Consider the following 22636-nt stretch of genomic DNA (forward strand, 5'->3'; position numbering starts at 1 on the left):
CGCTCGCGTTTCCGGGGACGGATGGCCGACCTCCCGGCGCGACGACGTCCGTTCCGGTGCAGCTCACCTCGGCCGTCAAGCGGGCTGCAACCCTACGCCTTCCCGGCCGCCCCTTCCACCGAATTACCGAGCCAACCACCCGGACGAGTCGGCGCGTCGTGGACTTGAGTGATAGCTACGCCCGAGCCCGCGCGACAGCGGGCCGCCTGTCGGGGCCGAGCTGCGAGCGGGAGCGTCGCCTTGTCGTGGCGTTCCCCCAAGACGTGCTCACGAAGGACGAGCACGTCTTGCTGTGGGTGCCGTGACGTGTGGCGGGATGAACCACTTGTGCTCAGCAGCGCCGGTGGTAGAGGTTGCGGCGTGGGGAGCGCAGCGGGTCCAGCCAGGCGGGTGGGAGGAATTCGGGCTGGCCGTCCGATGCGACGCGGACGACCCAGTCGCCCCGGTGCAGGATTCGGTGATGATGCCCGCAGAGCAGGACCGCGTTGCCCAGTGTCGTGGCGCCGCCGTCGGCCCAGTGGCGCACATGGTGGCCGTCGCACCAACGGGATGGCCGGTCGCAGCCGGGAAAGGCACAGCCGCCGTCGCGGAGCACCAGCGCGCGCCGCAGCGGACCGGTGAAGAGCCGGCGCTGACGCCCGACGTCCAGAATCTGGCTGTTGCCGTTCATGACCGCCGGCAGCACGGCGGCATCGCAGGCCAGGCGGCGGACCGCGCCCGGCGTGAGACGCGCTCCGGTGTCCAGGGTGCCCGCGCCGAGCTCGTTGACCAGCGCGTCGAGCGACATGGTGACAACCAGTTGCGGCCGGTCTCCACCGTTGTCGGGCAGGTGGCCGGTGCGCAGTGCCAGCCGGCAGATCTCGCCGAGTGCGTCGGCCCTGCGTTGGCCCGGACTGCGGTCGTCGTGCTCGCCGGCCGGGGTGCAGAGCGGATCGACGGCCTCCCGCAGCAGGCTCGCGGTCTCGGTGTCGAGGTTGCCGGTGAGGCGTACCTGCCCGTCCTTCGGCTCGGAGAGGGTGACGTGCCGGCGAGCCTCGGCCCGCTCGGCGGCCCGCTCGAGGGCCGCCAGCTCGGCCTCGTCGGCCAGGTCGGGCGCGACGTGCGCGAGGACGCGTTCGCCGAGGCGACTCAGGGTGGTCGGATCGAAGCGGTCGGCCCAGGCGATCAGTAACTCGGTGGCCTTCTCTGCCACCTCCGGGCCGGCCTCGACGGGGAGATCCGCGATCGTCTCCGCCACCACCTTGCCCTGCTCCACAGTGAGGCGGCCGTCCAGGAGAGCGGCACGGACCGTCGGCGGCGACGCGTCGATGGTGGCGGCGAGCTGGACCAACTGGCGGGCCGACCGCCCGGACAGCCGCAGCCGCTCCCGTAACCAGACGGCGGTGGACGATGCGCCCTGGGCGACCGCGAGACCACGGCCGTCGAGCTCGCGCACGAGAGCGAGCTGGATGGTTGCCAGGCGCTGCGCCAAGGCGTGCGACGCGTCCAGCGCCGCGAGCAGTTCGTCGTCGGGAAGGGCCCACGGCGCGGTGTCGGCGCAGGCGTCGACACCGCCACCCGCCTGCGCCAACGCCCCCAACATGGACTGACCCTAGAACAGGTGTACGACATTTTTCCTCCCGAAGGGCCGCCCTGTGGTCAACCTTTTCGGCGGCGCCGCACCTCCGCCACGCGGGCCTGCGTCGCGTGACCACGACGCCCCTGTGCCAGGGGGCGGGGGTGCCAACCCTTCAGCGCTTCCACGGTTCGACGGCGCGTGCCGCGGGGGCGGCGCGCGGGGTTGATGGCGGGTCGGGCGGGTGGCCGGGATCATGGGGGCATGACCGAGGCCAGTCCCGAGTCGCGTCGGAAGACGATCAGCGATCCGCAGGTGATGCGGGCGTTGGCGCATCCGGCCCGGATCGCGATCATCGAGTACCTGAGCAGCCGCGAGGGCGGCGGCACCGCCACCGAATGCGCCGAAATCGCTGGGTTGTCGCCGAGCGCCACCAGCTACCACCTGCGGGCGCTGGCGAAGTTCGGCCTGGTTGAGCAGGCGCCCAGCCGGGGGGACGCGCGGGAGCGGGTGTGGCGTACGCCGGGCGTCAGTTGGATGGTCGACGCGGGCCGCGAGGCCGGTCCCGAGGGGCGTGCGGCTGAGCAGGCGCTCGTGGAGGCGCACGCCGCCCGTGCCATGGAACGGACTCGGGACTGGTTGCGGCGGGCGGGGGATGAGCCCGCCGAGTGGTACGACGTGGCGCTGTTCCACGACACCCTGCTGCTGCTCACCGCGGACGAGTTGGCCGCCCTGAATGAGGCGGTCCTGGCGCTGCTGAGGCCGTATCACCCTCGACGTCGTACCGACGCGCCGACGGGTGCACGTTCCGTCACGGTCCAGTATCGGGCGGTGCCGCTGGCATAGAAGGGGTTGTGTCGGTCACTTGTGAAGGATTATTTTCGAAGTATGTCCTTCACAAGTGACACGTCGCGTTGGACGGACGTCTGGATCGCCGCCGCAGCTCGCGGCACCACGATCTGCGGGGACTTCCTCGCGGCCACCGCGCTCGCGCTGGCCCTGCAGGGGGCCGGTGCCGGAGGGCTCGCCGTCTCGGGACTGCTGCTCGCGGCCACCCTTCCCCTGGTGGTGCTGGCCCCGCTCGCCGGACGGCTTGCCGATCGGGTGGACAGCCGTACCGTGCTGGTGACGACCGGGCTGGCGCAGACCGTGATCTGCCTGCTGCTCGCCGTCGCCGACGACCCAGTCCTCGTCGTGGCCCTCGTGGCGCTGCTCGCCTGCGGTCTCGCGGTCACCCAGCCCTGCTTGGCGGCGCTGCTCCCGGCGATGGTCCGCCCGGCCGACCTGCCGCGTGCGAGCGCGATCAGCCAGACCGCCGTCTCCCTCGGCGCGCTCGGCGGTCCGGTGCTTGCCGGCCTGCTGGTGGGGCAGTTCGGCACCCGCGTACCACTGCTGATCGACGCCGCGACCTACCTCGCGCTCGTGGTCGCGGGCCTCGCGCTGCGAACTCGGCGCGGTGGTTGGCGATCCGCGAGCCACCATCCCGACGGCGCCGAGCAGTCCAGCCGCGCCGAGCAGTCCAGCCGCGCCGAGCAGAACGCCGGTAGCCCCGAAACGCCGGCCGGTACGGCGCAGGGCTGGCGGCTCCGCCGGGACCCGCTGATGGTCGTCATGGTGGTCAGTACCGCCGTGGTGATCGCGGCGATCGGTGGCATCAACGTGATCGAAGTGTTCTTCATCCGGGAGACCCTGCGTGGGTCGGCCACCACGTACGGCCTCATCGGGGCCGCCTGGATGGCCGGAATGTTGCCGGGCGGCTGGCTGGCGGCGCGGCTCGTACGCCGGATCGAGGACGACAGTGCGTTGGTCCGCGGCGTGCTGATCACGCTGGCCGGGTGCAGTCTGATGGTGCTGCTCGCCGCGAGGGTGCCCGCTGCGGCCCTGCTGGTGCCACTTTGGCTGGTGGGCGGCGCGGCCAACGGCGCGGGGAACGTCTTCGCCAACCTCCTCACCGCTCGGCGGGTGCCCGAGCGGATGCGCGCGCGGGCGTACGCCACCTACGGCGCGGCCGTGCAGGGTGGCTCAATGGGTGGGTACCTGATCGGTGGCGCCCTGCTCACCCGAATCCCACCTCGGCCACTGATCGCGGTGGTGGGGGCGACCGGGCTCCTGGTGGTGCTGCTCTTCGTGCCGGTCGTCGTGCGGGCGGCACGCCGGCCCGACGGAGACGTGGCTGGACGAGACCCGGGGGGCGGGTGAACGCGCATCCCACCGAACGTGGGCGGCCGGCTGTGACGTCGTCGGAGGGCCCGCGATCGGGTGGGTCCGGTGCGGGGTTGGCCACTCCGGGCCGGCCCGCCGGGCTGGATCCCGAGGCCAGGGATACGGTCGGGTCATGGTTGAGCGCGTCGCACGCCCGCGGGTCGGGCACATCCAGTTCCTGAACTGCCTGCCGATCTACTGGGGCCTGATGCGCTCGGGCAGCCTGCTCGACGTCGACCTGCACAAGGACTCCCCGGACCGGCTGAGCGCGGCGCTGGTGGCGGGCGACCTCGACATCGGTCCGATCACGCTGATGGAGTACCTGAAGCACACCGACGAGTTGCTCCTCCTGCCGGACCTGGCGGTCGGCAGCGATGGGCCGGTGCTCTCGGTCAACATGGTCTCCACCCGACCGCTCGCCGATCTGGACGGCGCCCGCGTGGCGCTCGGCTCGACGTCGCGGACCGGGGTGATGCTGGCGCAGTTGCTGCTCACCGAGCGGTACGGGGTGCGGCCCGAGTACTTCCGCTGCCCTCCGGACCTGACCCAGATGCTGCTGGAGGCCGACGCCGGGGTCCTGATCGGGGACGTGGCGCTGCGGGCGTACTACGAGGCGCCGCTGCGGGGCCTCACCGTGACCGACCTGGGGCAGGCCTGGCGGGACTGGAGCGGGCTGCCGATGGTCTTCGCCGTCTGGGCGGTCCGCCGCGACTTCGCGGCCGCGCACCCGGGCCTGGTCAAGGAGGTGCACGAGGCGTTCCTGCGCTCGCGTGACCTCTGCCTCGCCGAGCTGGACCAGGTCGCCGAGGCGGCGGCGCGGTGGGAGGCGTTCGACGCCGCGACGCTGGCCACGTACTTCCGGGCCCTGGACTTCTCGCTCGGCGAGCGGCAGGTCTCCGGGCTGCGCGAGTTCGCCCGGCGGGTCGCCGCGCTCGGCGAGGTCCCCCCGCTGCCGGACGGCGGTCCCGAGTTCTTCGCCGGCTGACCAGCCGCCGGGCCGTGGAGCCGCCGCGTCGCGAAGGACGCTGAGCGCCATGAAATGGACGGAGCGCCGCTCTGCCAGGCAGAGCGGCGCTCGGATGCGGAAGGGCAGCCGCCGTCAGGTGCCGGGGCGCAGCAGCGCCTCGGTGATCTTCTGGCAGTTCTTCATGCCGTACTCGTAGCCCATGTTGATCGGGTAGCGGACCATCACGCCCATCGTCCAGGTGTCGCCGATGGCCAGGCAGTTGATGTGCATCTCCTGCTCGGCGGTCCGGTCGATCCACCCGTTCTTGATGGCGATCTGCTTCTGCTGCGCGGGCGGGAACGCCTTGCGGATACCGAAGTCACCGGCGCCCCGGACCAGCTTCATCTCGTTGAGCAGCCACTTGGTCCACTTCGGTCCGGCGGCGGTGCCGGTGGCGATGCAGTTGCCCAGTCGCGCGGTGTCGCGGGGGGAGAGCGCGGTACGGGACCAGCCCTTGTCCGGGGCGACGCTGCTGTCGGTCAGCTTGCACATGGAGAGCAGCCGCCGGATCGAGGCGTCCCGGCCGACCGAGTTGTAGAACTGCTCGGCCCGCGTGTTGTCGCTGTCCCGGATGATGCGGGTGGCGTCGGCGAGCTTCGCGTCGCTCGGCGTCTGGCCGGCCTCGGCGGCGCGGCGCAGGTAGTCGGCGACGATCCAGGACTTGATCAGCGAGGCGGTGGTGCTGGTCTCACCCATGTTCTTCGAACCGATGATCTTCCCGGTCCGGCGGTCGAGGACGCTCCAGGAGTACCAGCCCTCGATGTCGAGGTCGAGGTTCTTGGCCTCGAACGGCAGCGGCGTCAGCGAAGGGCTGGGGCTGGGGCTCGGCGGGGCCGGCTGGCGGGCGCTGCGGTCGGTGGCCGCGTTGGTGGACCGGTCGCTGGTCGTCGCCTCGGAGTCACCCCACTTGGCGGCGGCGGCCGACTCGAACGGCGACCCGGGCAGCAGGCGTAGCGAGACCAGCACCAGCCCGATGAGGATGACCGCGACGGCGATCAGGCGCAGCGGCGAGGTTTCGCCCGCACCGCGTCGATCGGCCCGCCGGTTCCCGGCCATCAGAGCTTCCCGACCGGCTGCTGCGGCACCTTGAGCGCGGCGCCGGGCTGCGGGGTGACCAGTTGGGTGGTGACGCTGGCGCAGACCTTCGCGCCGTAGTCCAGCCCTAGCTTGATCGAGTAGCGCAGCATCACCGCGAGACTCCACTTCCCGTTGACCGCGAGGCAGTTGACGTGCCAGTTTCCGTCGGAGGCAATCGGTGTCCAGCCGTTCTTCATGCTGACCGGCCCCTGCGCGGTGATCGACTTGGGTAGACCGTCGATGATCCCCCAGCGGCCGCCACCGGAACTGGCCCGCTGGGCGTCGGTGCTGCCCCGGACCTTGGCCATCTGGTCCAGCACCCACTTTGTCCACTTCGGGCCGGCGGCCTTACCGTCGGCGATGCAGTCGCCGAGCCGGACGGCGTCGCGCGGGGACATCCGGGTGAAGCTCCAGTATCCGGTGTAGGGCTCGGTGTTGCCGCGCTTGGTGTCGGTCAGGCCGCAGGTCTTGATCGCCCGCTGGATCACCGGGTCCGGGATGCTGCTCTTCGACGGCTTGTACGACCCACCCGCGGCGGCGTAGACCTTGTTGGCCGCGGCGTCGTTGCTGTCGATGATGGCGAGGCTGGCCGCCTGCTTCAGCCCGGCCGGCGGCTCCCTGTCCTTGAGCTGGCGCAGGTAGTCGGAGACGATCCACGCCTTGATCATCGATTCGGTGGAGCTGGTCGCGCTCATGTTCGACGATCCGGAGACCTTGCCGGTCTTCCGGTCGAGCAGCGCCCACGAGAAGAATTCACCCTTGAACGCCACCGACACGCGGCCCGGGGCCAGCGTGGGAGGTGGTGGCGGGGCCGGCGCGGGCGCGGCGACGCTGCTGGTGGCGGCGCCGCCACCACCGCCGCCTTCGCCGACGTCGCTGGACAGTCGGGCGTACGCGGTGGGGACCAGTAGGACGCCACCGAGAATTATCGCCACGACGGCGAACACCATGGTCACGCGAGATCGCATGAGTTGGGTGAGCTCCAGATGTCAGGGCCGGGGGGACCGGCTTCGTTGTCCGGGGCGACCGGTGCGTGCGCCGAGGCCGGGGGAGGTGGCCTCTGTGAAGCCGGCGTGGGGGCAGCCGATCGTGTGACCGGCAGAAGTCTACGTCTGGACGGGCCGATCGCCAGAGGGCGACACCAGGCAACGTGCGAAATCGGGAGAAAGTCCCGGCGCTTTGCGCCTTATGGGAGATTTGACCTCCTTTCCGTGAGCCACGTCATAAACGCCGTTGTTGCGGTGGGTAGCGGAGATCTGCCCATCGGTGACGGAACGTCACTCGGGTTTCCTGTTACACCCCCTAGTGCATTCGGGCGCAAGCTGTAACACTTGTCCTCATGTATGGCAACGACTTCTCCGCCCCCGGCGACGCACCGGACGACGCGCCCGGCACGGGCCTGCTCGGCGAGGTCGAAGCCGCCGAGGCCGAGTTGCGCGCCGCCGCCGCTCGTGAACGGCGCGGCGGCCCGGCGCCGGACGAGGATCTGGCGGCCTACTTCACCGAGGTGGTCGACGCGGAGCAGAAGATCGAGCCGCGCGACTGGATGCCCGAGGCGTACCGGCGGACGCTGATCCGGCAGATCGCGCAGCACGCCCACTCCGAGATCATCGGCATGCAGCCCGAGGGCAACTGGATCAGTCGGGCGCCCTCGCTCAAGCGCAAGGCGATCCTGCTGGCCAAGGTCCAGGACGAGGCCGGCCACGGCCTCTACCTCTACGCCGCCGCCGAGACCCTCGGCATCAGCCGCGACGAACTGGTCCGGTTGCTGCTCGACGGCCGGCAGAAGTACAGCTCGATCTTCAACTACCCCACCCTGACCTGGGCCGACGTGGGCGCGATCGGCTGGCTGGTGGATGGTGCGGCAATCGTCAACCAGGTGCCCCTGTGCCGCTGCTCCTACGGGCCGTACGCCCGGGCGATGATCCGGGTCTGCAAGGAGGAGTCGTTCCACCAGCGCCAGGGGTACGAGATCCTGCACACCCTCGCGCACGGCACCCCGGCGCAGAAGGCCATGGCCCAGGACGCGGTCGACCGCTGGTGGTACCCGTCGCTGGCCATGTTCGGTCCGCCGGACGGCGACTCCACCCACTCCGCCCAGTCGATGGCCTGGAAGATCAAGCGCTTCTCGAACGACGACCTGCGCCAACGCTTCGTCGACATGTGCGTCGGGCAGGCCGAGGTCCTCGGGCTCCGCATTCCCGACGACGACCTGCGCTGGAACGAGGAGCGGCAGGCGTACGACTACAGCCAGCCGGACTACGACGAGCTGATGCGGGTCATCAAGGGCAACGGACCGTGCAACCGGGAGCGGATGGCGCACCGTCGGGCGGCCCACGCCGACGGCGCATGGGTACGCGAGGCCGCCGCGGCGTACGCCGCCAAGCGGGCCGACGCGAGGGAGAAGGTGGCCGCGTGAGCAACGAACACTCGCCTCTGTGGGAGGTCTTCGTCCGGGCACGGCGGGGCCTGTCGCACACCCACGTCGGCAGCCTGCACGCCCCGGACGCCGAGCTGGCCCTGCGCAACGCCCGTGACCTCTACACCCGCCGCCAGGAGGGCGTGTCGATCTGGGTGGTGCCGGCGGGCGCGATCACCGCGTCCAGCCCGGACGAGAAGGACGCCTTCTTCGACCCGGCCGCCGACAAGGTCTACCGCCACCCCACCTTCTACGAGGTCCCGGACGGGGTGGCACACCTGTGAGCCAGCGGAGCGAGCGAACCAGCCAGCCCAGCAACGGGGCGCTTCGCGTCGCCGCCGAGCGGAGCGAGGTGGTGGCGTGAACGGGCCCTTCGCCTTCACTCTCGGCCTGGGCGACGACGCGCTGGTCGCCGCCCAGCGGCTGGCCGAGTGGGCGACCCGCGCGCCGGAGATGGAAGAGGACATCGCGCTCGCCAACATCGCCCTCGACCAGCTGGGCGCGGCCCGGCTGCTGCTGTCGTACGCGGGTGAGCTGGAAGCCGCGGGTCGGGACGAGGACGCGCTCGCGTACCTGCGCGACGACCGCGAGTTCCGCAACGTGCTCCTGGTCGAGCTGCCCAACGGCGACTTCGCGGTGACCATGGCGAAGCTGTTCTTCCTGGCGGCGTACCAGGTGCCGCTCTACACCGCGCTCGCCGGCTGCGCGGACGAGCGGTTGGCCGCGATCGGCGCGAAGGCGCGCAAGGAGTCCGCGTACCACCTGGACCACGGCGCGCTGTGGGTGAGGCGGCTCGGTGACGGCACCGAGGAGTCGCACCGCCGGATGCAGGAGGCCGTGGACCACGTCTGGCCGTACACCCATGAGCTTTTCGGGGCGGACCCGGCGGCGCCGGTCGATCCGGCGGGTCTGTGGCCGGCGTTCGACGAGGTCGTCGGTCCGGTGTTGGCCGAGGCGACGCTCACCCGTCCCGAGCGCGGGTGGGCGCCGACCGGCGGGCGGGCCGGCGTGCACACCGAGCACCTGTCCTACCTGCTGGCCGAGATGCAGGTGCTGCACCGCGCCCACCCGGGGGCGCAGTGGTGAGCGCGGGAGCGACCGCACAGCGGAGTCGGACCGACGCGTGGACGGCGGCGGCGAGCGTGGTGGACCCGGAGATCCGGGTGATCACCATCGACGAGCTGGGGATCCTCCGCGAGGTCGAGCAGGACCGGATCACCGGTCGGGTCGTCGTCACCATCACCCCGACCTACACCGGCTGCCCCGCCATGGACGTGATCCGGGCCGACGTGCGCCGTGCCCTGGCGAAGGCCGGTTACCCGGACGTCGACGTGCGAACGGTCTACAGCCCACCGTGGAGCACCGATTGGATCTCCGACACCGGGCGGGCCAAGCTCGCGTCCGCCGGGATCGCCCCGCCCGCCCCGGCGTCCGCCCCGGGCGTGGTGGCGCTGACCCTCGCGGTCCGCTGCCCGCTCTGCGGCTCCCCGGAGACCGAGCAGGTCAGCCGGTTCGGCTCGACCGCCTGCAAGGCGTTGTGGCGCTGCCGCTCCTGCTCCGAACCCTTCGACCACCTGAAGGCGCTGTGACAGTCACCATCTCCCGGCCGGTCCGTCGCCGGCCGGCCTTCCACCCGCTGCCGGTCGCCGCCGTCGACCGGCTCACCGACGACTCCGTGGCGGTCACCTTCGCCGTACCCGAGGAGTTGCGGGACACCTTCGCGTTCCGGGCGGGCCAGCACCTGACGGTGCGGCGGGTGACCGACGACGGCGAGGACGTGCGCCGGTCGTACTCCATCTGCTCCACCCCCGACGACCTGGCCCGGCGCGGCCGGCTGCGGATCGGGGTGCGGGAGGTTCCCGGCGGCGCCTTCTCGGCCTTCGCGTGCGGCGCGCTGCGCGGCGGCGACACGGTCGAGGTGCTGCCCCCGCTGGGCGCCTTCACCACGGCGTTCGCGCCGGACCGGGTCCGCCACTACGGCGCGGTCGTCGCCGGCTCCGGCATCACGCCGGTGCTCGGGCTGGTCGCGACGGCCCTGGCCGTCGAGCCGGCCAGCACCTTCACCCTGGTGTACGGCAACCGCACGGCGAACACCGTGATGTTCGCCGAGGAGTTGGCCGACCTGAAGGACCGGTTCCCGTCCCGGCTGCACCTGGTGCACGTGCTGTCCCGGGAGCAGGGCGAGTCGCCGTTGCTGTCCGGACGGATCGACGCCGAACGGTTGGGGCGCCTGCTGGGCACCATTGTCCCGGGCGAGCTGATCGAGGAGTGGTTCCTCTGCGGGCCGTACGGCATGGTGGTCGACGCCCGGGAGGTGCTGACCGCGCGGGGTCTGCCGGAGTCGGCCGTGCACACCGAGCTGTTCCACGTCGACGCGCCGCCCGAGCCGGTGGCGCGTCCCACCGAGCAGCCGGGCGTCGGGACGGACGTCACCATCGTCCTGGACGGCCGCTCGTCGAGTTTCACCATGGGCCGGGAGCAGCGGGTGCTGGACGCCGCGTTGAAGGTGCGCGGCGAACTGCCGTACGCCTGCAAGGGCGGTGTCTGCTCGACCTGCAAGGCGAAGGTCGTCGACGGGTCGGTCACGATGGCCCGCAACTACGCCCTGGAGCCGGACGAGGTGGCCGCCGGCTATGTGCTGACCTGCCAGTCCAGCCCGACCACCGACAAGCTCACGGTCGACTACGACGCATGACCGACGACCGGCAGTTCGTGCAACGGTTCGCCGAGGTGACCGGGGGCCAGCGTCCGACCGGTCTCGTGGAGGGGTGGGAGCAGGTCGTCGAGTTCTGCGAGGAGGGCTACGACGACATCCTCGACGAGTACTGGTTCGACCTGAGCATCCGGCACACCATCGACAGGGTGCTGACCGACGAACGGTTGTTCGGCTTTCCGCAGATGGGGTGGGTTCGGGAGCGGGTCGCGGCGGCGGATGAGCGGTTCCGGGCGGTGCTCTCCGAGCAGCGGATGCCGGCGCAGCGTGAAGAGCCGTGGTGGGAGGCGTACGTGCCGGCGTGGGCGGGCCCGGTGCTCGCCGCAGAGTTGCGGGACACCTACGACATACGCATCGAGGTACGCGAGAGCTGACCGGCTGTGGGACGTGCCGCACCTCGACGGGGCCTGGCGGTCGAGCCGGGTGAGGCGACGTAGGCTCGGGGTTGTGACGGTGAGCCGGGAGATCGACGACATCCTGCAGCGTGGCGCGGACGGCGGGCGGATCACGCCCGAGGAAGCACTGCTGCTCTACACCGAGGCGCCCTTCCACGCGTTGGGCGAGGCGGCGGACGCGGTGCGCCGGCGGCGCTATCCGGACAACGTCGTCACCTACCTGATCGATCGCAACATCAACTACACGAACGTCTGCGTGACGGCGTGCAAGTTCTGCGCGTTCTACCGCGCGCCGAAGCACGCCGAGGGGTGGACGCACCCGACCGAAGAGATCCTGCGTCGCTGTGGCGAGGCGGTCGAGCTGGGCGCGACCCAGGTGATGCTCCAGGGCGGGCACCACCCGGACTACGGCGTCGAGTACTACGAGGAGCTGTTCTCCTCGGTCAAGCAGGCGTACCCGCAGTTGGTCATCCACTCGATCGGGCCGAGCGAGATCCTGCACATGGCCAAGGTCTCCGGCGTCAGCCTGGACGAGGCCATCGCCCGCATCAAGGCCGCCGGCCTCGACTCGATCGCCGGCGCCGGCGCGGAGATGCTGCCCGAGCGCCCGCGCCGGGCCATCGCCCCGCTCAAGGAGTCGGGCGAGCGCTGGCTGGAGGTCATGGAGCTGGCCCACCGGCAGGGTGTCGAGTCGACCGCGACCATGATGATGGGCACCGGCGAGACGCACGCCGAGCGGATCGAGCACCTGCGGATGATCCGCGACGTGCAGGACCGTACGGGCGGGTTCCGGTCGTTCATCCCGTGGACGTACCAGCCGGAGAACAACCACCTCAAGGGTCGTACGCAGGCGACCACGCTCGAGTACCTGCGGCTGGTCGCGGTGGCCCGGCTCTTCTTCGAGACCGTGCCGCACCTGCAGGCGTCCTGGCTGACCACCGGCAAGGACGTCGGGCAGCTCGCCCTGCACATGGGCGTGGACGACCTCGGCTCGATCATGCTGGAGGAGAACGTGATCTCCTCCGCCGGCGCCCGGCACCGCTCCAACCTGCACGAGCTGATCGGCATGATCCGCTCTGCCGACCGGATCCCGGCGCAGCGCGACACCCTCTACAACCGGCTGGCGGTGCACCACACGCCGGCCGACGACCCGACCGACGAGCGGGTGGTCTCGCACTTCTCGTCGATCGCGCTGCCCGGCGGCGGCGCGGGCCGGTCGCTGCCGCTCGTCGAGGTCAACTGAGGTACGTCGCGGCCGGCCGTTCGGCTGACCGGGGATCCTGCTTCCGCTTGCGTCCACTCGGCGGTACGGGTCCTCCCGGTCGGCTCGCCGGCGCATAGCCCGGTGCGGGTCTGGTGGAGATGATCGTCGGCGGATAGCGTGCGGCCGTCTGCCTGAGGCGCGTCCTCCATCGGCCCATGAGGGTCGTTCACATAACGCACGGCGGTACGGGCGGGATGGGTGACCATCCCGCCCGATCCGTGTGCCGGGTCCAGGCCGGACGGTTGAAAACCCGCCGCCACGCTGGCGTGGGAGATCGACCTCCGATAACGTCCGCTCGTTCGGCGCAACCGATCCTATTTTCTTCCCTACCCCCGGGGGACTGATGACAGCGTTCCACCGCTCGGCCCTGGTTCGTGCCGGCGTCGTGGCCCTGCTCGCGGCCGGTGGCGTGGCCACCGTCGCCGCCCCGGCGCACGCCGCCGACCAGGCCGACCTGGCCCTGGTGCCGCTCAGCTACGAGCTGGCTCAGGGCGTCAAGGCGGCCAAGGCCAAGCCGTTCAAGTTCCAGGTCGACAACACCCGAAGCGCGGTCGACGCCAAGGACGTCCGGGTCACCGTGGAGACGAAGGGCCTGAAGAACCGCAAGGTCGGCGTCCTCGCGCCGGACGGCTGTGACCTCAAGGGCACGACCTTCACCTGCCTGCTCGGCGACCTGGCCGCCGGCACCACGGAGGACTTCGGTATTCCGATCTTCTCGACCGGCGGTCGCGGCGACGCCGGCACGCTGGTGGTCAGCATCAGCTCGGCCACCGCCGACCCGAACCCGCGGGACAACAAGGTGCGGCACGACATCACCGTCGCCAAGCCGGGTTACGACCTGACCACCTGGGTGCAGGACGTCTACGCCGACGTGACGGTGGACGGCGACGAGGCGGGCGAGTCCGGCCTCAAGCCGGTCAAGCGGGGCGACAGCGCGCCGCTGGACTGGGCGGTCTACAACGACGGCAGCAAGAAGGCGACCGGCGTGGCGTACGGGATCACGCTGCCGGCCGGCGTCACCTTCGCCAAGCTGCCGGAGGGCTGCGTCGAGCAGCCGCTGGGCGGCTTCGCCAACGCCTACTGCGAGGACAGTGGCGTCGTGCTGAAGCCTGGGCAGTTCTACACGGCCGACGTCCGGGTGAAGGTCGGCGAGGACGTCACCGAGTCGGTGCTCCGGCCCGGGTTCGTCTGGGCCGCCGGTCTCGAGGCCACCCAGGGCAGCCCCGAGGAGGCGCCGCGGGACGCCTCCGGCGCGCAGCGCCGGGCGTTCACCGAGACCGACGAGGTGGACAACACCGCGCAGTTCGACGTGTTCGTCGACCTCAGCGCGCAGCCGACCCCGACGCCGACCGCGACCCCGACGCCGACCGCGACTCCGACGCCGACCGCGACTCCGACTCCGGGCGGCACGACGACGCCGGGCACGAGCACGTCGCCGACCACCGGCGGCGGTGGCTCCGGTGGCGGCGGGTTGCCGGTCACCGGTGTGCAGGCCGGCCTGATCGGCGGCATCGGTGGTCTGATCCTGCTCGTCGGCGGGGCGCTGCTGGTGCTCTCCCGCCGCCGCAAGGTCGTCATGGTCGCTCCCGGCGACGAGACGTCGACCGACTGACCCGCAGGCGCGACGCGAGGGCGGGGTGGGCGACCACCCCGCCCTCGCGCATATCGGCGGCGCCGACCACCGTGGGGTACGCGGACCCAGCGGCCGAGGGCTCGCGCGGGGCTGGCAGAGTGGACGGGGTGAGCCGTACCCCGCAGGGCCAGCGCGCCAGTCTCGACAAGCAACCGCACGAGGTCGCCGCGATGTTCGACGGCGTGGCCGAGCGCTACGACCTGACCAACACCGTGCTCGCCTTCGGGCAGGACCGCTCCTGGCGGCGGGCCACCCGCGCGGCCCTGGGGCTGCGACCGGGTGAGCGGGTGCTGGACGTGGGAGCGGGCACCGGTGTGTCGACCCGCGAGCTGGCCCAGTCCGGGGCGTACGCGGTGGGGGCGGACCTGTCGCTGGGCATGCTCCAGGTCGGCAAGCGGGTGCGTCCCGAGGTGCCGTTGCTGGCCGGTGACGCGCTGCGGCTGCCGTTCGCCGACGCGAGCTTCGACGCGGTGACCATCTCCTTCGCCCTGCGGAACGTCAACGACACCGACGCGGCGCTGCGCGAGCTGGCCCGGGTCACCCGGCCGGGTGGTCGGCTGGTGGTGTGCGAGTTCAGCACCCCGATCAACCCGGTCTTCCGGACGGTGTACCTGTCGTACCTGATGCGATCGCTGCCGGTGGTGGCCCGCGCGGTGTCGAGCAACCCCGACGCGTACGTCTATCTGGCCGAGTCGGTGCGGGCGTGGCCGGACCAGGCGGCGCTGGCCGGGCGGGTGGCCGCGGCGGGGTGGGGTCGGGTGGGATGGCGCAACCTGACCGGCGGTGTGGTCGCGCTGCACCGGGCCGTCCGCGCGTAGCCCGGCGACACGTCCGGACGTAGCCCGGCGAGACGTCCGCGCGTAGCACGCGAGACGCTTGCGCGTTTCAGGAATATCCGACTTTAGTCCACTTTGCGCCGTACGCTCGTCCGCATGACCGGAGCAGACCCGGCGAGCCCGGTGGCCGCCACCGACGACGACGCGGCCGAACTCATCACGCAGTTGCGCGCGCTGGCCGGCGCGGACCCGACGGACGTCCGGCAGGTGGTCGCCGAGGTGCTGGCCGCCCTGGACCGGGCGGCGGGCGGCGCGCTACGGGAGCATCTGCCGGAGACGATCCGGGTCGACGCCGGCCTGGACGCGCCCAGCCCGGCCTGACAGTCGGCTGCTGTGGACGGTCGTCGGCTGTCACATCGGCGAGTTAGGTACCCCTGATCCTGCGCAGGTATGACGCCGGTCATACACTCGTCCCGTCTGGCTTGTGAAGCATTTCACGAGCGTGCGGGAGGAGGCGCGAATGACCGCGGTGGAACACGACGCCGATGTCATCGTCGTTGGCGCCGGTCCCGGTGGATCGGCGACTGCGTACCACCTGGCCCGGCACGGCGTACGGGTTCTGGTGTTGGAGAAGACCGAGTTCCCCCGGGAGAAGGTCTGCGGCGACGGGTTGACCCCGCGCGCGGTGCGCCAGCTCATCCGGATGGGCGTGGACACCTCGCCCGAGGCCGGCTGGCTGCACAACAAGGGCCTGCGGGTGATCGGCGGCGGCGTACGCCTGGAGCTGGACTGGCCGGAGCTGGCGAGCTTCCCGAACTACGGGCTGGTCCGTACCCGGCTGGACTTCGACGACCTGCTCGCCCAGCGCGCGGTCGCGGCCGGCGCCAAACTGCGGACCAACGTCAACGTGTTGGGCCCGGTGCTCGACGACGACGGCCGGGTGACCGGCGTGCAGGCGGAGGTGGGGCCCGGCAAGGAGCCCGCCACCTTCCACGCCCCGCTGGTCGTGGCCGCCGACGGCGTCTCCGGTCGGTTCCCGCTCGCGCTCGGGCTCGCCAAGCGGGAGGACCGGCCGATCGGTGTGGCCGTCCGCCGCTACTACCACTCGCCGGCCAAGCACGACGACGACTACCTGGAGTCGTGGTTGGAGCTGCGCAGCAAGGACAGCGGCGACAACCTGCTGCCCGGGTACGGCTGGATCTTCGGGCTCGGCGACGGGCGGGTCAACGTCGGCCTCGGCGTGCTCAACTCGTCCTCCGCGTTCGGCAAGACCAACTACCGCCGGCTGCTCACCGACTGGCTGGCCAACACCCCCGCCGAGTGGGGGATGACCGACGAGACCAACGCGGACGGCCCGATCCTCGGCGCCGCCCTGCCGATGGGCTTCAACCGGGTGCCGCACTACACCCGTGGCGTCCTGCTGGTCGGCGACTCCGGCGGCATGGTCAACCCGTTCAACGGCGAGGGCATCGCGTACGCCATGGAGTCCGGCGAACTGGCCGCCGAGGTGGCGGTGCAGGCGCTCGCGCGGCCGGCCGGGCCGGAGCGGGAGCGGGCGCTCCTGGCGTACCCGAACGAGCTGAAGGCCCGCCTCGGCGGTTACTACCGCCTCGGTGGCATCTTCGTGAAACTGATCGGCCGTCCGGAGATCATGCGGATCGCCACCAAACACGGCATGCCCCATCCGACGCTGATGCGTTTCGTCCTCAAGTTGCTGGCCAACCTGACCGACCCCCGGGGTGGGGACGCGATGGACCGGGTCATCAATGCGATGACGAAGGCGGCGCCAGCCGTCTAGTTGGGACGGCATCGGTGCTGGTCACAGCCTCGGAGCCGACAAAGATCGACCCCCGCCGGCAGCCACCGCGAGGGACGTGAATAGTGTGATTTTCGTCAAGCACTGACGGCAGGGAAGGACGAGCAGGAGAAAACGATGTCGCTCTCGCCTTACGCACCGATCATCGGGCTGTTCGCCCTCGCCGCGGCGTTCTCGCTGTTCTCCGTCGGCGCCGCCCGCTTCGCCGGTCCCCGTCGCTACAACAAGGCCAAACTCGAGGCGTACGAGTGCGGCATCGAGCCCAGCCCGCAGCCGGTCGGCGGCGGGCGGTTCCCGATCAAGTTCTACCTGACGGCGATGCTCTTCATCGTCTTCGACATCGAGATCATCTTCCTCTACCCCTGGGCGGTCTCGTTCGACGCTCTGCCGATCTTCGGCTTCGTGGAGATGGTCCTGTTCATCGTCGCGGTCTTCGTCGCGTACGCCTACGTGTGGCGGCGCGGCGGCCTGGACTGGGACTGAGGAAGGAACGTCAGATGGGCATCGAGGAGAAGCTTCCCGCCGGCGTCCTGCTCACCTCGGTGGAGAAGCTGGTCAACTGGTCTCGGAAGTCGTCCGTGTGGGGCGCCACCTTCGGCCTGGCCTGCTGCGCCATCGAGATGATGGCCGCCGGTGGTCCGCACTACGACATGGGCCGCTGGGGCATGGAGGTCTTCCGGGCCTCGCCCCGACAGGCCGACCTCATGATCGTGGCCGGCCGGGTGAGCCAGAAGATGGCGCCGGTGCTGCGCCAGATCTACGACCAGATGGCCGAGCCCCGCTGGGTGCTCTCGATGGGCGTCTGCGCCAGCAGCGGCGGCATGTTCAACAACTACGCCATCGTGCAGGGCGTCGACCACGTCGTACCCGTCGACATGTACCTGCCCGGCTGCCCGCCCCGGCCGGAGATGCTCATCGACGCGATCCTCAAGCTCCGCGAGAAGATCATGTACGAGCCGCTGGGCCCGAACGGTCGCAAGATGCTGGCGGCCCGCCAGGAGCGCGGCGACGTCCCGGTCGTGCCGTACGGCTCGATGCCGTCCTCCTACCGCAACGACAAGGCCCGGCGTGCCGAGTGGACCCAGGCGGTCCGCGAGGGGCGCGAGGAGCAGTTGCGGATCGAGAACTGGATGAACGCCCAGAACCATCTCCACCCGCAGGCAGGCCCGAAATGACGTCTCCCACGGACAAGACCAACGACGGCGGGGTGCCGGTGCCGGTGACGCCGCCCGGCGCCAGCGCGACCGCCCCGGCCGAGTACCCGCCGGCCAGCCCGGCCGGCCGCGGGATGTTCGGCAACCAGGGCACCGGTGACGTGTCCGGCTACGGCGGCCTGGTCCGCCCGCGCCAGCCGATCGAGGAGGCCGCCCGGCCGTACGGCGGGTACTTCGACGAGGTCCGCGACGCGCTGGAGGAGGCGTACCCGGCCTTCGGCGACGCCATCGAAAAGGTGGTCGTCGACCGGGGCGAACTGACCCTGCACATCCGCCCCGAGCGGATCGCCGAGGTCTGCCAGGTACTGCGTGACGACCTCGCGCTGCGGTTCGAGCTGTGCTCCTCGGTGTCCGGGGTGGACTACCTCGGCGCCGACGAGCGCCGGCTGCACGTGGTCTACCTGCTCACCTCGATGACCTACCGGCGTCGGATCCGGCTGGAGGCCGCCGTCTCCGCCGAGTCTCCGCACCTGCCCAGCGTCACCGCCGTCTACCCGACGGCCGACTGGCAGGAGCGGGAGGCGTACGACATGTTCGGCATCGTCTTCGACGGCCACCCCAACCTGACCCGGATCCTCATGCCGGACGACTGGGAGGGCCACCCGCAGCGCAAGGACTACCCGCTCGGTGGCGTGCCCGTCGAGTACAAGGGCGCCGAGATTCCGCCGCCGGACCGGAGGAGGTCCTACCAGTGACCACGTCGAACTACGCGACCGAACGCGAGACCACCGAGGGCCGGGTCTTCACCGTCACGGGTGGGGACTGGGACACGGTCGTGTCGGGCACCGACCCGATCAACGACGAGCGCATCGTGGTCAACATGGGGCCGCAGCACCCGTCCACCCACGGGGTGCTCCGTCTGATCCTCGAACTGGAGGGCGAGACGGTCCGCGAGGCCCGCTCGGTCGTCGGCTACCTGCACACGGGCATCGAGAAGAACCTCGAGTACCGCAACTGGGTCCAGGGCTCGACGTTCGTGACCCGGATGGACTACCTCTCTCCGATCTTCAACGAGACGGCGTACGCCCTCGCGGTGGAGAAGCTCCTCGGCATCACCGACGACGTCACCGAGCGCGCCACCACCATCCGCGTGCTGATGATGGAGCTCAACCGGATCTCGTCGCACCTGGTCTGGCTGGCCACCACCGGCATGGAGCTGGGCGCCATCTCGATCATGCTGTACGGCTTCCGCGAGCGGGAGTACATCCTCGACATCTTCGAGACCATCACCGGCCTGCGGATGAACCACGCGTACGTCCGGCCGGGCGGTGTGGCGCAGGACGTGCCGGACGACGCGATCCGCAAGATCCGCGACTTCCTCAAGATGATGCCGAAGAAGCTCAAGGAGTACGAGGACCTGCTCTCCGGTCAGCCCATCTGGACCGAGCGGACCAAGGGCGTCGCGGTGCTGGACGTCACCGGCTGCGTGGCGCTCGGCATCACCGGTCCGGTGCTGCGCTCGGCCGGGCTCGCCTGGGACCTGCGCAAGACCATGCCGTACTGCGGTTACGAGACGTACGAGTTCGACGTGCCGACCCACCCCGACGGCGACGTGTGGGGCCGCTACCAGGTCCGGCTCGCCGAGATCCGTGAGTCGATGAAGCTGGTCGAGCAGGCGCTGGACCGGCTGCGCCCAGGCCCGGTGATGGTCGCCGACCGCAAGATCGCGTGGCCCGCGCAGCTCGCCATCGGCGTGGACGGCATGGGCAACTCGCTGGAGCACGTCGCGAAGATCATGGGTCAGTCGATGGAGTCGCTGATCCACCACTTCAAGCTGGTCACCGAGGGCTTCCGGGTCCCACCCGGCCAGGTGTACGTCGGCATCGAGGCGCCGCGCGGCGAGCTGGGCGTGCACGCCGTCTCCGACGGTGGCACCCGGCCCTACCGGGTGCACTACCGGGAGCCGAGCTTCGTCAACCTCCAGGCCCTCCCGGCGATGGCCGAGGGTGGCCTGATCGCCGACGTGATCGCCGGCGGCGCCTCGCTGGATCCCGTGATGGGTGGTTGTGACCGATGACGACGACGTTCACTGACGAGACGCGGGAGCGGGCACGCGAGATCATCGCCCGCTACCCGGCGGACCGGTCCCGCTCGGCCCTGCTGCCGCTGCTACACCTGGTCCAGTCCGAGGAGGGGTACGTCTCCCCGGCCGGGGTGACGTTCTGCGCCGAGGTGCTGGGGCTGAACAAGGCCCAGGTCGGGGCCGTGGCCACCTTCTACACCATGTACAAGCGCAAGCCCACCGGCGACTTCCTGGTCAGCGTCTGCACCAACACGATGTGCAACGTGCTGGGTGGCCAGGAGGTCTACGACACCCTCGCGGAGCACCTGGGTGTCGGGCACGACGAGACGACCGCCGACGGGACCATCACGCTGGAGCACGCCGAGTGCCTGGCGGCCTGTGACTACGGCCCGGTGATGACCGTCAACTACGACTTCTTCGACGGCGTGGACCCGTCCACGGCGGTCGGTGTGGTCGACGAGCTGCGCGCGGGCGGCCGGCCCATGCCGACGCGCGGCGCGCGGCTGTGCACGCTGAAGGAGATGGCGGTGCAGCTCGCCGGATTCGCCGACGAGCGCGACGGCGCGGTCGCCGACGGCGGGCCGGGCGAGCCGACCCTGCGGGGTCTGCGGTTGGCGCAGGAGCACGGCGTCTCGGTGCCGGGCTTCGACCCGAACACCCCGATCCGCAGCAAGGCCGAGGCCGACAAGGCAGCCGCCGAGGCGAAGGCGAAGGCGGAGGCCGCCAAGCCGGCACCCGTCGAGGCCAGCACCGCGCCGGTCAAGGGCGGCGACGGAGCGGCCACCCCGGCTGCGGCCCCCGCCACCCCGGTCACCAGCGGCGACGGCGCGGCCACCCCCACGGGTACGGCCGGCACCGCCGAGCAGGTCGAGCCGGCGGCGGCCACCGGCAGCACCGCACCGGACGTGAAGGCGCCGGACGACAAGTCGCCGCAGGTGCGTACCGCCGAGACCCGGCAGCCCGACGCGGAGACGGCCGTGCCGGACGCGCCCGGCACGAAGGTGCCGGCGGAGACCTCGCCGCCGGGACCGCGCGACGCGCAGGCGGCCCAGGCCGCCGGCGCGGCGGCCAACGCCCCGGCCGGCGACGGTAAGCCCGCCGGTGACTCGACCGGCGCGCAGGAGCGCAACCTCACCGAAGCGTCGGCGGACGCGGATGGCACGGACCCCGCCGCCGCGAGCGAAACGGGGGCCCACAAGTGACCACTCCCCGCCCGGAGACGCTGGCCAAGCTGACGCCGGTGCTGACCAAGCGCTGGCTGTCACCGGACGCCTGGCGGATCGGCACCTACGAGCAGCTCGACGGCTACGCCGCGCTGCGCAAGGCCCTCAAGGCCCACCCGGATGACCTGATCCAGCTGATCAAGGACTCCGGGCTGCGCGGTCGTGGCGGCGCCGGCTTCCCCACCGGTCTCAAGTGGGGCTTCATCCCGCAGGGGGACGGCAAGCCGCACTACCTGGTGGTCAACGCCGACGAGGGCGAGCCGGGCACCTGCAAGGACCTCCCGCTGATGACCCACGATCCGCACGCGCTGGTCGAAGGCGTGATCATCGCGTCGTACGCGATCCGGGCCAGCCGCGCCTACATCTACATCCGGGGCGAGGCCGTGCACGCCGCCCGGCGGCTGCGCAACGCCGTCCAGGAGGCGTACGACAAGGGCTACCTGGGTCGCAACATCATGCGCAGCGGCTTCGACCTGGAGCTGGTCGTGCACTCCGGCGCCGGGGCGTACATCTGTGGCGAGGAGACGGCGCTGCTCGACTCGCTGGAGGGGTTCCGGGGGCAGCCCCGGCTGCGCCCGCCGTTCCCGGCCACCCACGGCCTGTACGCCAGCCCGACGGTGGTGAACAACGTCGGCACCATCGCCAGCGTCCCGCCGATCGTGCTCGGCGGGGCCGACTGGTGGAAGTCCATGGGCACCGAGAAGTCCTCCGGACCGATGATCTACTCGCTCTCCGGCCGGATCGCCAACCCGGGCCAGTACGAGTGCTCGATGGGTGTCACGCTGCGGGAGCTGCTGGAACTTGCCGGCGGCATGCAGCCCGGTCACAACCTGCGGTTCTGGACCCCGGGTGGATCGTCGACCCCGCTGCTCGCCGCCGAGCACCTGGACGTGCCGCTGGACTTCGAGGGCGTGGCGGCGGCCGGCTCGATCCTGGGCACCACGGCCACGCAAATCTTCTCCGACCAGGACTGCCCGGTCTACGCGACGTACCGGTGGCTGGAGTTCTACCACCACGAGTCGTGTGGCAAGTGCACCCCGTGCCGGGAGGGCAACTACTGGATGGTCCGGGTCTACCGGCGGATCCTCTCCGGCCAGGGCACCCACGAGGACCTGGACACCCTCCTGGACACCTGCGACAACATCCTCGGCCGCTCGTTCTGCGGCCTGGGTGACGGTGCGACCAGCTCGGTGACCTCGTCGCTGAAGTACTTCAAGCAGGACTACCTCGACTACATCGAGGGTCGTAAAGCTCCCATGCTGTCGGAGAAGACCCTGGTAGGGGCGCACTGATGAGCGCGAGGAACGAGCTTGCGAGTCC

The 22636-nt window shown here is 71.0% G+C and carries 23 protein-coding genes; 20 read left to right on the forward strand and 3 right to left on the reverse strand.

The features are described from left to right. Positions 1-331 precede the first annotated feature (331 nt). On the reverse strand, positions 332-1582 hold the full coding sequence (locus ACQP03_RS01890; protein WP_357123467.1) for an HNH endonuclease signature motif containing protein: 1251 nt from the start codon (positions 1580-1582) through the stop codon (positions 332-334). Positions 1583-1819: 237 nt separating this feature from the next. Here ACQP03_RS01890 and ACQP03_RS01895 point away from each other — a divergent pair, with 237 nt between their 5' ends. From ACQP03_RS01895 to ACQP03_RS01905, 3 genes are all read left to right on the forward strand, one after another. Next, positions 1820-2401 carry a winged helix-turn-helix domain-containing protein gene (locus ACQP03_RS01895; protein ID WP_363661199.1) on the forward strand — a complete coding sequence of 194 codons (582 nt, stop codon included), beginning with the start codon at positions 1820-1822 and terminating at the stop codon, positions 2399-2401. Between the two features lie 42 nt (positions 2402-2443). Further along, positions 2444-3754: an MFS transporter gene (locus ACQP03_RS01900; RefSeq protein ID WP_357175867.1), complete on the forward strand. Its 1311-nt coding sequence runs from the start codon at positions 2444-2446 to the stop codon at positions 3752-3754. Positions 3755-3890: 136 nt separating this feature from the next. Next, positions 3891-4742 carry a menaquinone biosynthetic enzyme MqnA/MqnD family protein gene (locus tag ACQP03_RS01905; RefSeq protein WP_357392607.1) on the forward strand — a complete coding sequence of 284 codons (852 nt, stop codon included), beginning with the start codon at positions 3891-3893 and terminating at the stop codon, positions 4740-4742. A gap of 114 nt (positions 4743-4856) precedes the next feature. Here ACQP03_RS01905 and ACQP03_RS01910 read toward each other — a convergent pair whose 3' ends face one another. Then, positions 4857-5819: a hypothetical protein gene (locus ACQP03_RS01910; protein WP_357392608.1), complete on the reverse strand. Its 963-nt coding sequence runs from the start codon at positions 5817-5819 to the stop codon at positions 4857-4859. Beyond that, entirely contained in the window at positions 5819-6808 is a 990-nt protein-coding gene (locus ACQP03_RS01915; protein ID WP_357123482.1) for a hypothetical protein, read from the reverse strand. The genes ACQP03_RS01910 and ACQP03_RS01915 overlap by 1 nt, the downstream gene beginning before the upstream one ends. Before the next feature lie 371 nt (positions 6809-7179). Between ACQP03_RS01915 and paaA the strand changes: the two genes are divergently transcribed. The 17 genes from paaA to nuoF all read left to right on the forward strand — a co-directional run bounded on the left by paaA (position 7180) and on the right by nuoF (position 22608). Next, positions 7180-8259 (forward strand): 1,2-phenylacetyl-CoA epoxidase subunit PaaA, encoded by a 1080-nt coding sequence (paaA, locus tag ACQP03_RS01920; RefSeq protein WP_433460009.1) that lies wholly within the window; start codon positions 7180-7182, stop codon positions 8257-8259. Further along, the gene (gene paaB / locus ACQP03_RS01925; protein ID WP_266248073.1) at positions 8256-8543 is read left to right on the forward strand and encodes a 1,2-phenylacetyl-CoA epoxidase subunit PaaB; all 288 of its coding nucleotides are present in this window, start codon (positions 8256-8258) and stop codon (positions 8541-8543) included. The genes paaA and paaB overlap by 4 nt, the downstream gene beginning before the upstream one ends. Positions 8544-8619: 76 nt before the next feature. Further along, complete coding sequence (gene paaC / locus ACQP03_RS01930) at positions 8620-9345, forward strand: 1,2-phenylacetyl-CoA epoxidase subunit PaaC (RefSeq protein WP_357123489.1); 726 nt, start codon at positions 8620-8622, stop codon at positions 9343-9345. Continuing rightward, positions 9342-9848, forward strand: a complete 507-nt coding sequence (paaD, locus tag ACQP03_RS01935) for a 1,2-phenylacetyl-CoA epoxidase subunit PaaD (protein WP_357123493.1) — start codon at positions 9342-9344, stop codon at positions 9846-9848. Before paaC ends, paaD begins: the two co-directional genes overlap by 4 nt. After that, positions 9845-10954 carry a 1,2-phenylacetyl-CoA epoxidase subunit PaaE gene (paaE, locus tag ACQP03_RS01940; protein WP_433460012.1) on the forward strand — a complete coding sequence of 370 codons (1110 nt, stop codon included), beginning with the start codon at positions 9845-9847 and terminating at the stop codon, positions 10952-10954. The genes paaD and paaE overlap by 4 nt, the downstream gene beginning before the upstream one ends. Then, positions 10951-11346: a hypothetical protein gene (locus tag ACQP03_RS01945; protein WP_357175875.1), complete on the forward strand. Its 396-nt coding sequence runs from the start codon at positions 10951-10953 to the stop codon at positions 11344-11346. The genes paaE and ACQP03_RS01945 overlap by 4 nt, the downstream gene beginning before the upstream one ends. 73 nt (positions 11347-11419) lie before the next feature. Then, positions 11420-12610: a cyclic dehypoxanthinyl futalosine synthase gene (gene mqnC, locus ACQP03_RS01950; protein WP_357123502.1), complete on the forward strand. Its 1191-nt coding sequence runs from the start codon at positions 11420-11422 to the stop codon at positions 12608-12610. A gap of 364 nt (positions 12611-12974) precedes the next feature. Further along, the gene (locus ACQP03_RS01955) at positions 12975-14243 is read left to right on the forward strand and encodes an LPXTG cell wall anchor domain-containing protein (RefSeq protein WP_433460015.1); all 1269 of its coding nucleotides are present in this window, start codon (positions 12975-12977) and stop codon (positions 14241-14243) included. 191 nt (positions 14244-14434) lie between these two features. After that, positions 14435-15082: a demethylmenaquinone methyltransferase gene (locus tag ACQP03_RS01960; RefSeq protein WP_433461119.1), complete on the forward strand. Its 648-nt coding sequence runs from the start codon at positions 14435-14437 to the stop codon at positions 15080-15082. 114 nt (positions 15083-15196) lie between these two features. Further along, positions 15197-15421 (forward strand): hypothetical protein, encoded by a 225-nt coding sequence (locus tag ACQP03_RS01965; RefSeq protein ID WP_357123511.1) that lies wholly within the window; start codon positions 15197-15199, stop codon positions 15419-15421. 139 nt (positions 15422-15560) lie between these two features. Beyond that, the gene (locus ACQP03_RS01970) at positions 15561-16838 is read left to right on the forward strand and encodes a geranylgeranyl reductase family protein (protein WP_357123514.1); all 1278 of its coding nucleotides are present in this window, start codon (positions 15561-15563) and stop codon (positions 16836-16838) included. Positions 16839-16973: 135 nt separating this feature from the next. Further along, positions 16974-17339 carry an NADH-quinone oxidoreductase subunit A gene (locus tag ACQP03_RS01975; protein WP_007454588.1) on the forward strand — a complete coding sequence of 122 codons (366 nt, stop codon included), beginning with the start codon at positions 16974-16976 and terminating at the stop codon, positions 17337-17339. A 14-nt stretch (positions 17340-17353) separates the two neighbouring features. Continuing rightward, positions 17354-18031, forward strand: coding sequence for a NuoB/complex I 20 kDa subunit family protein (locus ACQP03_RS01980; RefSeq protein WP_007454590.1), 678 nt, complete (start codon positions 17354-17356; stop codon positions 18029-18031). Continuing rightward, entirely contained in the window at positions 18028-18765 is a 738-nt protein-coding gene (locus ACQP03_RS01985; protein ID WP_357175881.1) for an NADH-quinone oxidoreductase subunit C, read from the forward strand. Before ACQP03_RS01980 ends, ACQP03_RS01985 begins: the two co-directional genes overlap by 4 nt. After that, positions 18762-20087, forward strand: a complete 1326-nt coding sequence (locus tag ACQP03_RS01990; RefSeq protein WP_433460018.1) for an NADH-quinone oxidoreductase subunit D — start codon at positions 18762-18764, stop codon at positions 20085-20087. The genes ACQP03_RS01985 and ACQP03_RS01990 overlap by 4 nt, the downstream gene beginning before the upstream one ends. Beyond that, on the forward strand, positions 20084-21295 hold the full coding sequence (nuoE, locus tag ACQP03_RS01995) for an NADH-quinone oxidoreductase subunit NuoE (RefSeq protein WP_433460020.1): 1212 nt from the start codon (positions 20084-20086) through the stop codon (positions 21293-21295). Before ACQP03_RS01990 ends, nuoE begins: the two co-directional genes overlap by 4 nt. After that, positions 21292-22608 (forward strand): NADH-quinone oxidoreductase subunit NuoF, encoded by a 1317-nt coding sequence (nuoF, locus tag ACQP03_RS02000; protein ID WP_357123526.1) that lies wholly within the window; start codon positions 21292-21294, stop codon positions 22606-22608. The genes nuoE and nuoF overlap by 4 nt, the downstream gene beginning before the upstream one ends. Positions 22609-22636: the final 28 nt, after the last annotated feature.

The sequence above is a fragment of the Micromonospora sp. CA-248212 genome, assembly GCF_050948405.1.
Classification (GTDB): Bacteria; Actinomycetota; Actinomycetes; order Mycobacteriales; family Micromonosporaceae; genus Micromonospora.

Bases quoted from the DNA above. Each gene is read 5' to 3' on its own strand.
- ACQP03_RS01890 (WP_357123467.1), bottom strand. From the start codon at position 1,582: ATGTTGGGGGCGTTGGCGCAGGCGGGTGGCGGTGTCGACGCCTGCGCC.
- ACQP03_RS01895 (WP_363661199.1), top strand. From the start codon at position 1,820: ATGACCGAGGCCAGTCCCGAGTCGCGTCGGAAGACGATCAGCGATCCG.
- ACQP03_RS01900 (WP_357175867.1), top strand. From the start codon at position 2,444: ATGTCCTTCACAAGTGACACGTCGCGTTGGACGGACGTCTGGATCGCC.
- ACQP03_RS01905 (WP_357392607.1), top strand. From the start codon at position 3,891: ATGGTTGAGCGCGTCGCACGCCCGCGGGTCGGGCACATCCAGTTCCTG.
- ACQP03_RS01910 (WP_357392608.1), bottom strand. From the start codon at position 5,819: ATGGCCGGGAACCGGCGGGCCGATCGACGCGGTGCGGGCGAAACCTCG.
- ACQP03_RS01915 (WP_357123482.1), bottom strand. From the start codon at position 6,808: ATGCGATCTCGCGTGACCATGGTGTTCGCCGTCGTGGCGATAATTCTC.
- paaA (WP_433460009.1), top strand. From the start codon at position 7,180: ATGTATGGCAACGACTTCTCCGCCCCCGGCGACGCACCGGACGACGCG.
- ACQP03_RS01945 (WP_357175875.1), top strand. From the start codon at position 10,951: ATGACCGACGACCGGCAGTTCGTGCAACGGTTCGCCGAGGTGACCGGG.
- ACQP03_RS01955 (WP_433460015.1), top strand. From the start codon at position 12,975: ATGACAGCGTTCCACCGCTCGGCCCTGGTTCGTGCCGGCGTCGTGGCC.
- ACQP03_RS01960 (WP_433461119.1), top strand. From the start codon at position 14,435: ATGTTCGACGGCGTGGCCGAGCGCTACGACCTGACCAACACCGTGCTC.
- ACQP03_RS01965 (WP_357123511.1), top strand. From the start codon at position 15,197: ATGACCGGAGCAGACCCGGCGAGCCCGGTGGCCGCCACCGACGACGAC.
- ACQP03_RS01970 (WP_357123514.1), top strand. From the start codon at position 15,561: ATGACCGCGGTGGAACACGACGCCGATGTCATCGTCGTTGGCGCCGGT.
- ACQP03_RS01975 (WP_007454588.1), top strand. From the start codon at position 16,974: ATGTCGCTCTCGCCTTACGCACCGATCATCGGGCTGTTCGCCCTCGCC.
- ACQP03_RS01980 (WP_007454590.1), top strand. From the start codon at position 17,354: ATGGGCATCGAGGAGAAGCTTCCCGCCGGCGTCCTGCTCACCTCGGTG.
- ACQP03_RS01985 (WP_357175881.1), top strand. From the start codon at position 18,028: ATGACGTCTCCCACGGACAAGACCAACGACGGCGGGGTGCCGGTGCCG.
- nuoE (WP_433460020.1), top strand. From the start codon at position 20,084: ATGACGACGACGTTCACTGACGAGACGCGGGAGCGGGCACGCGAGATC.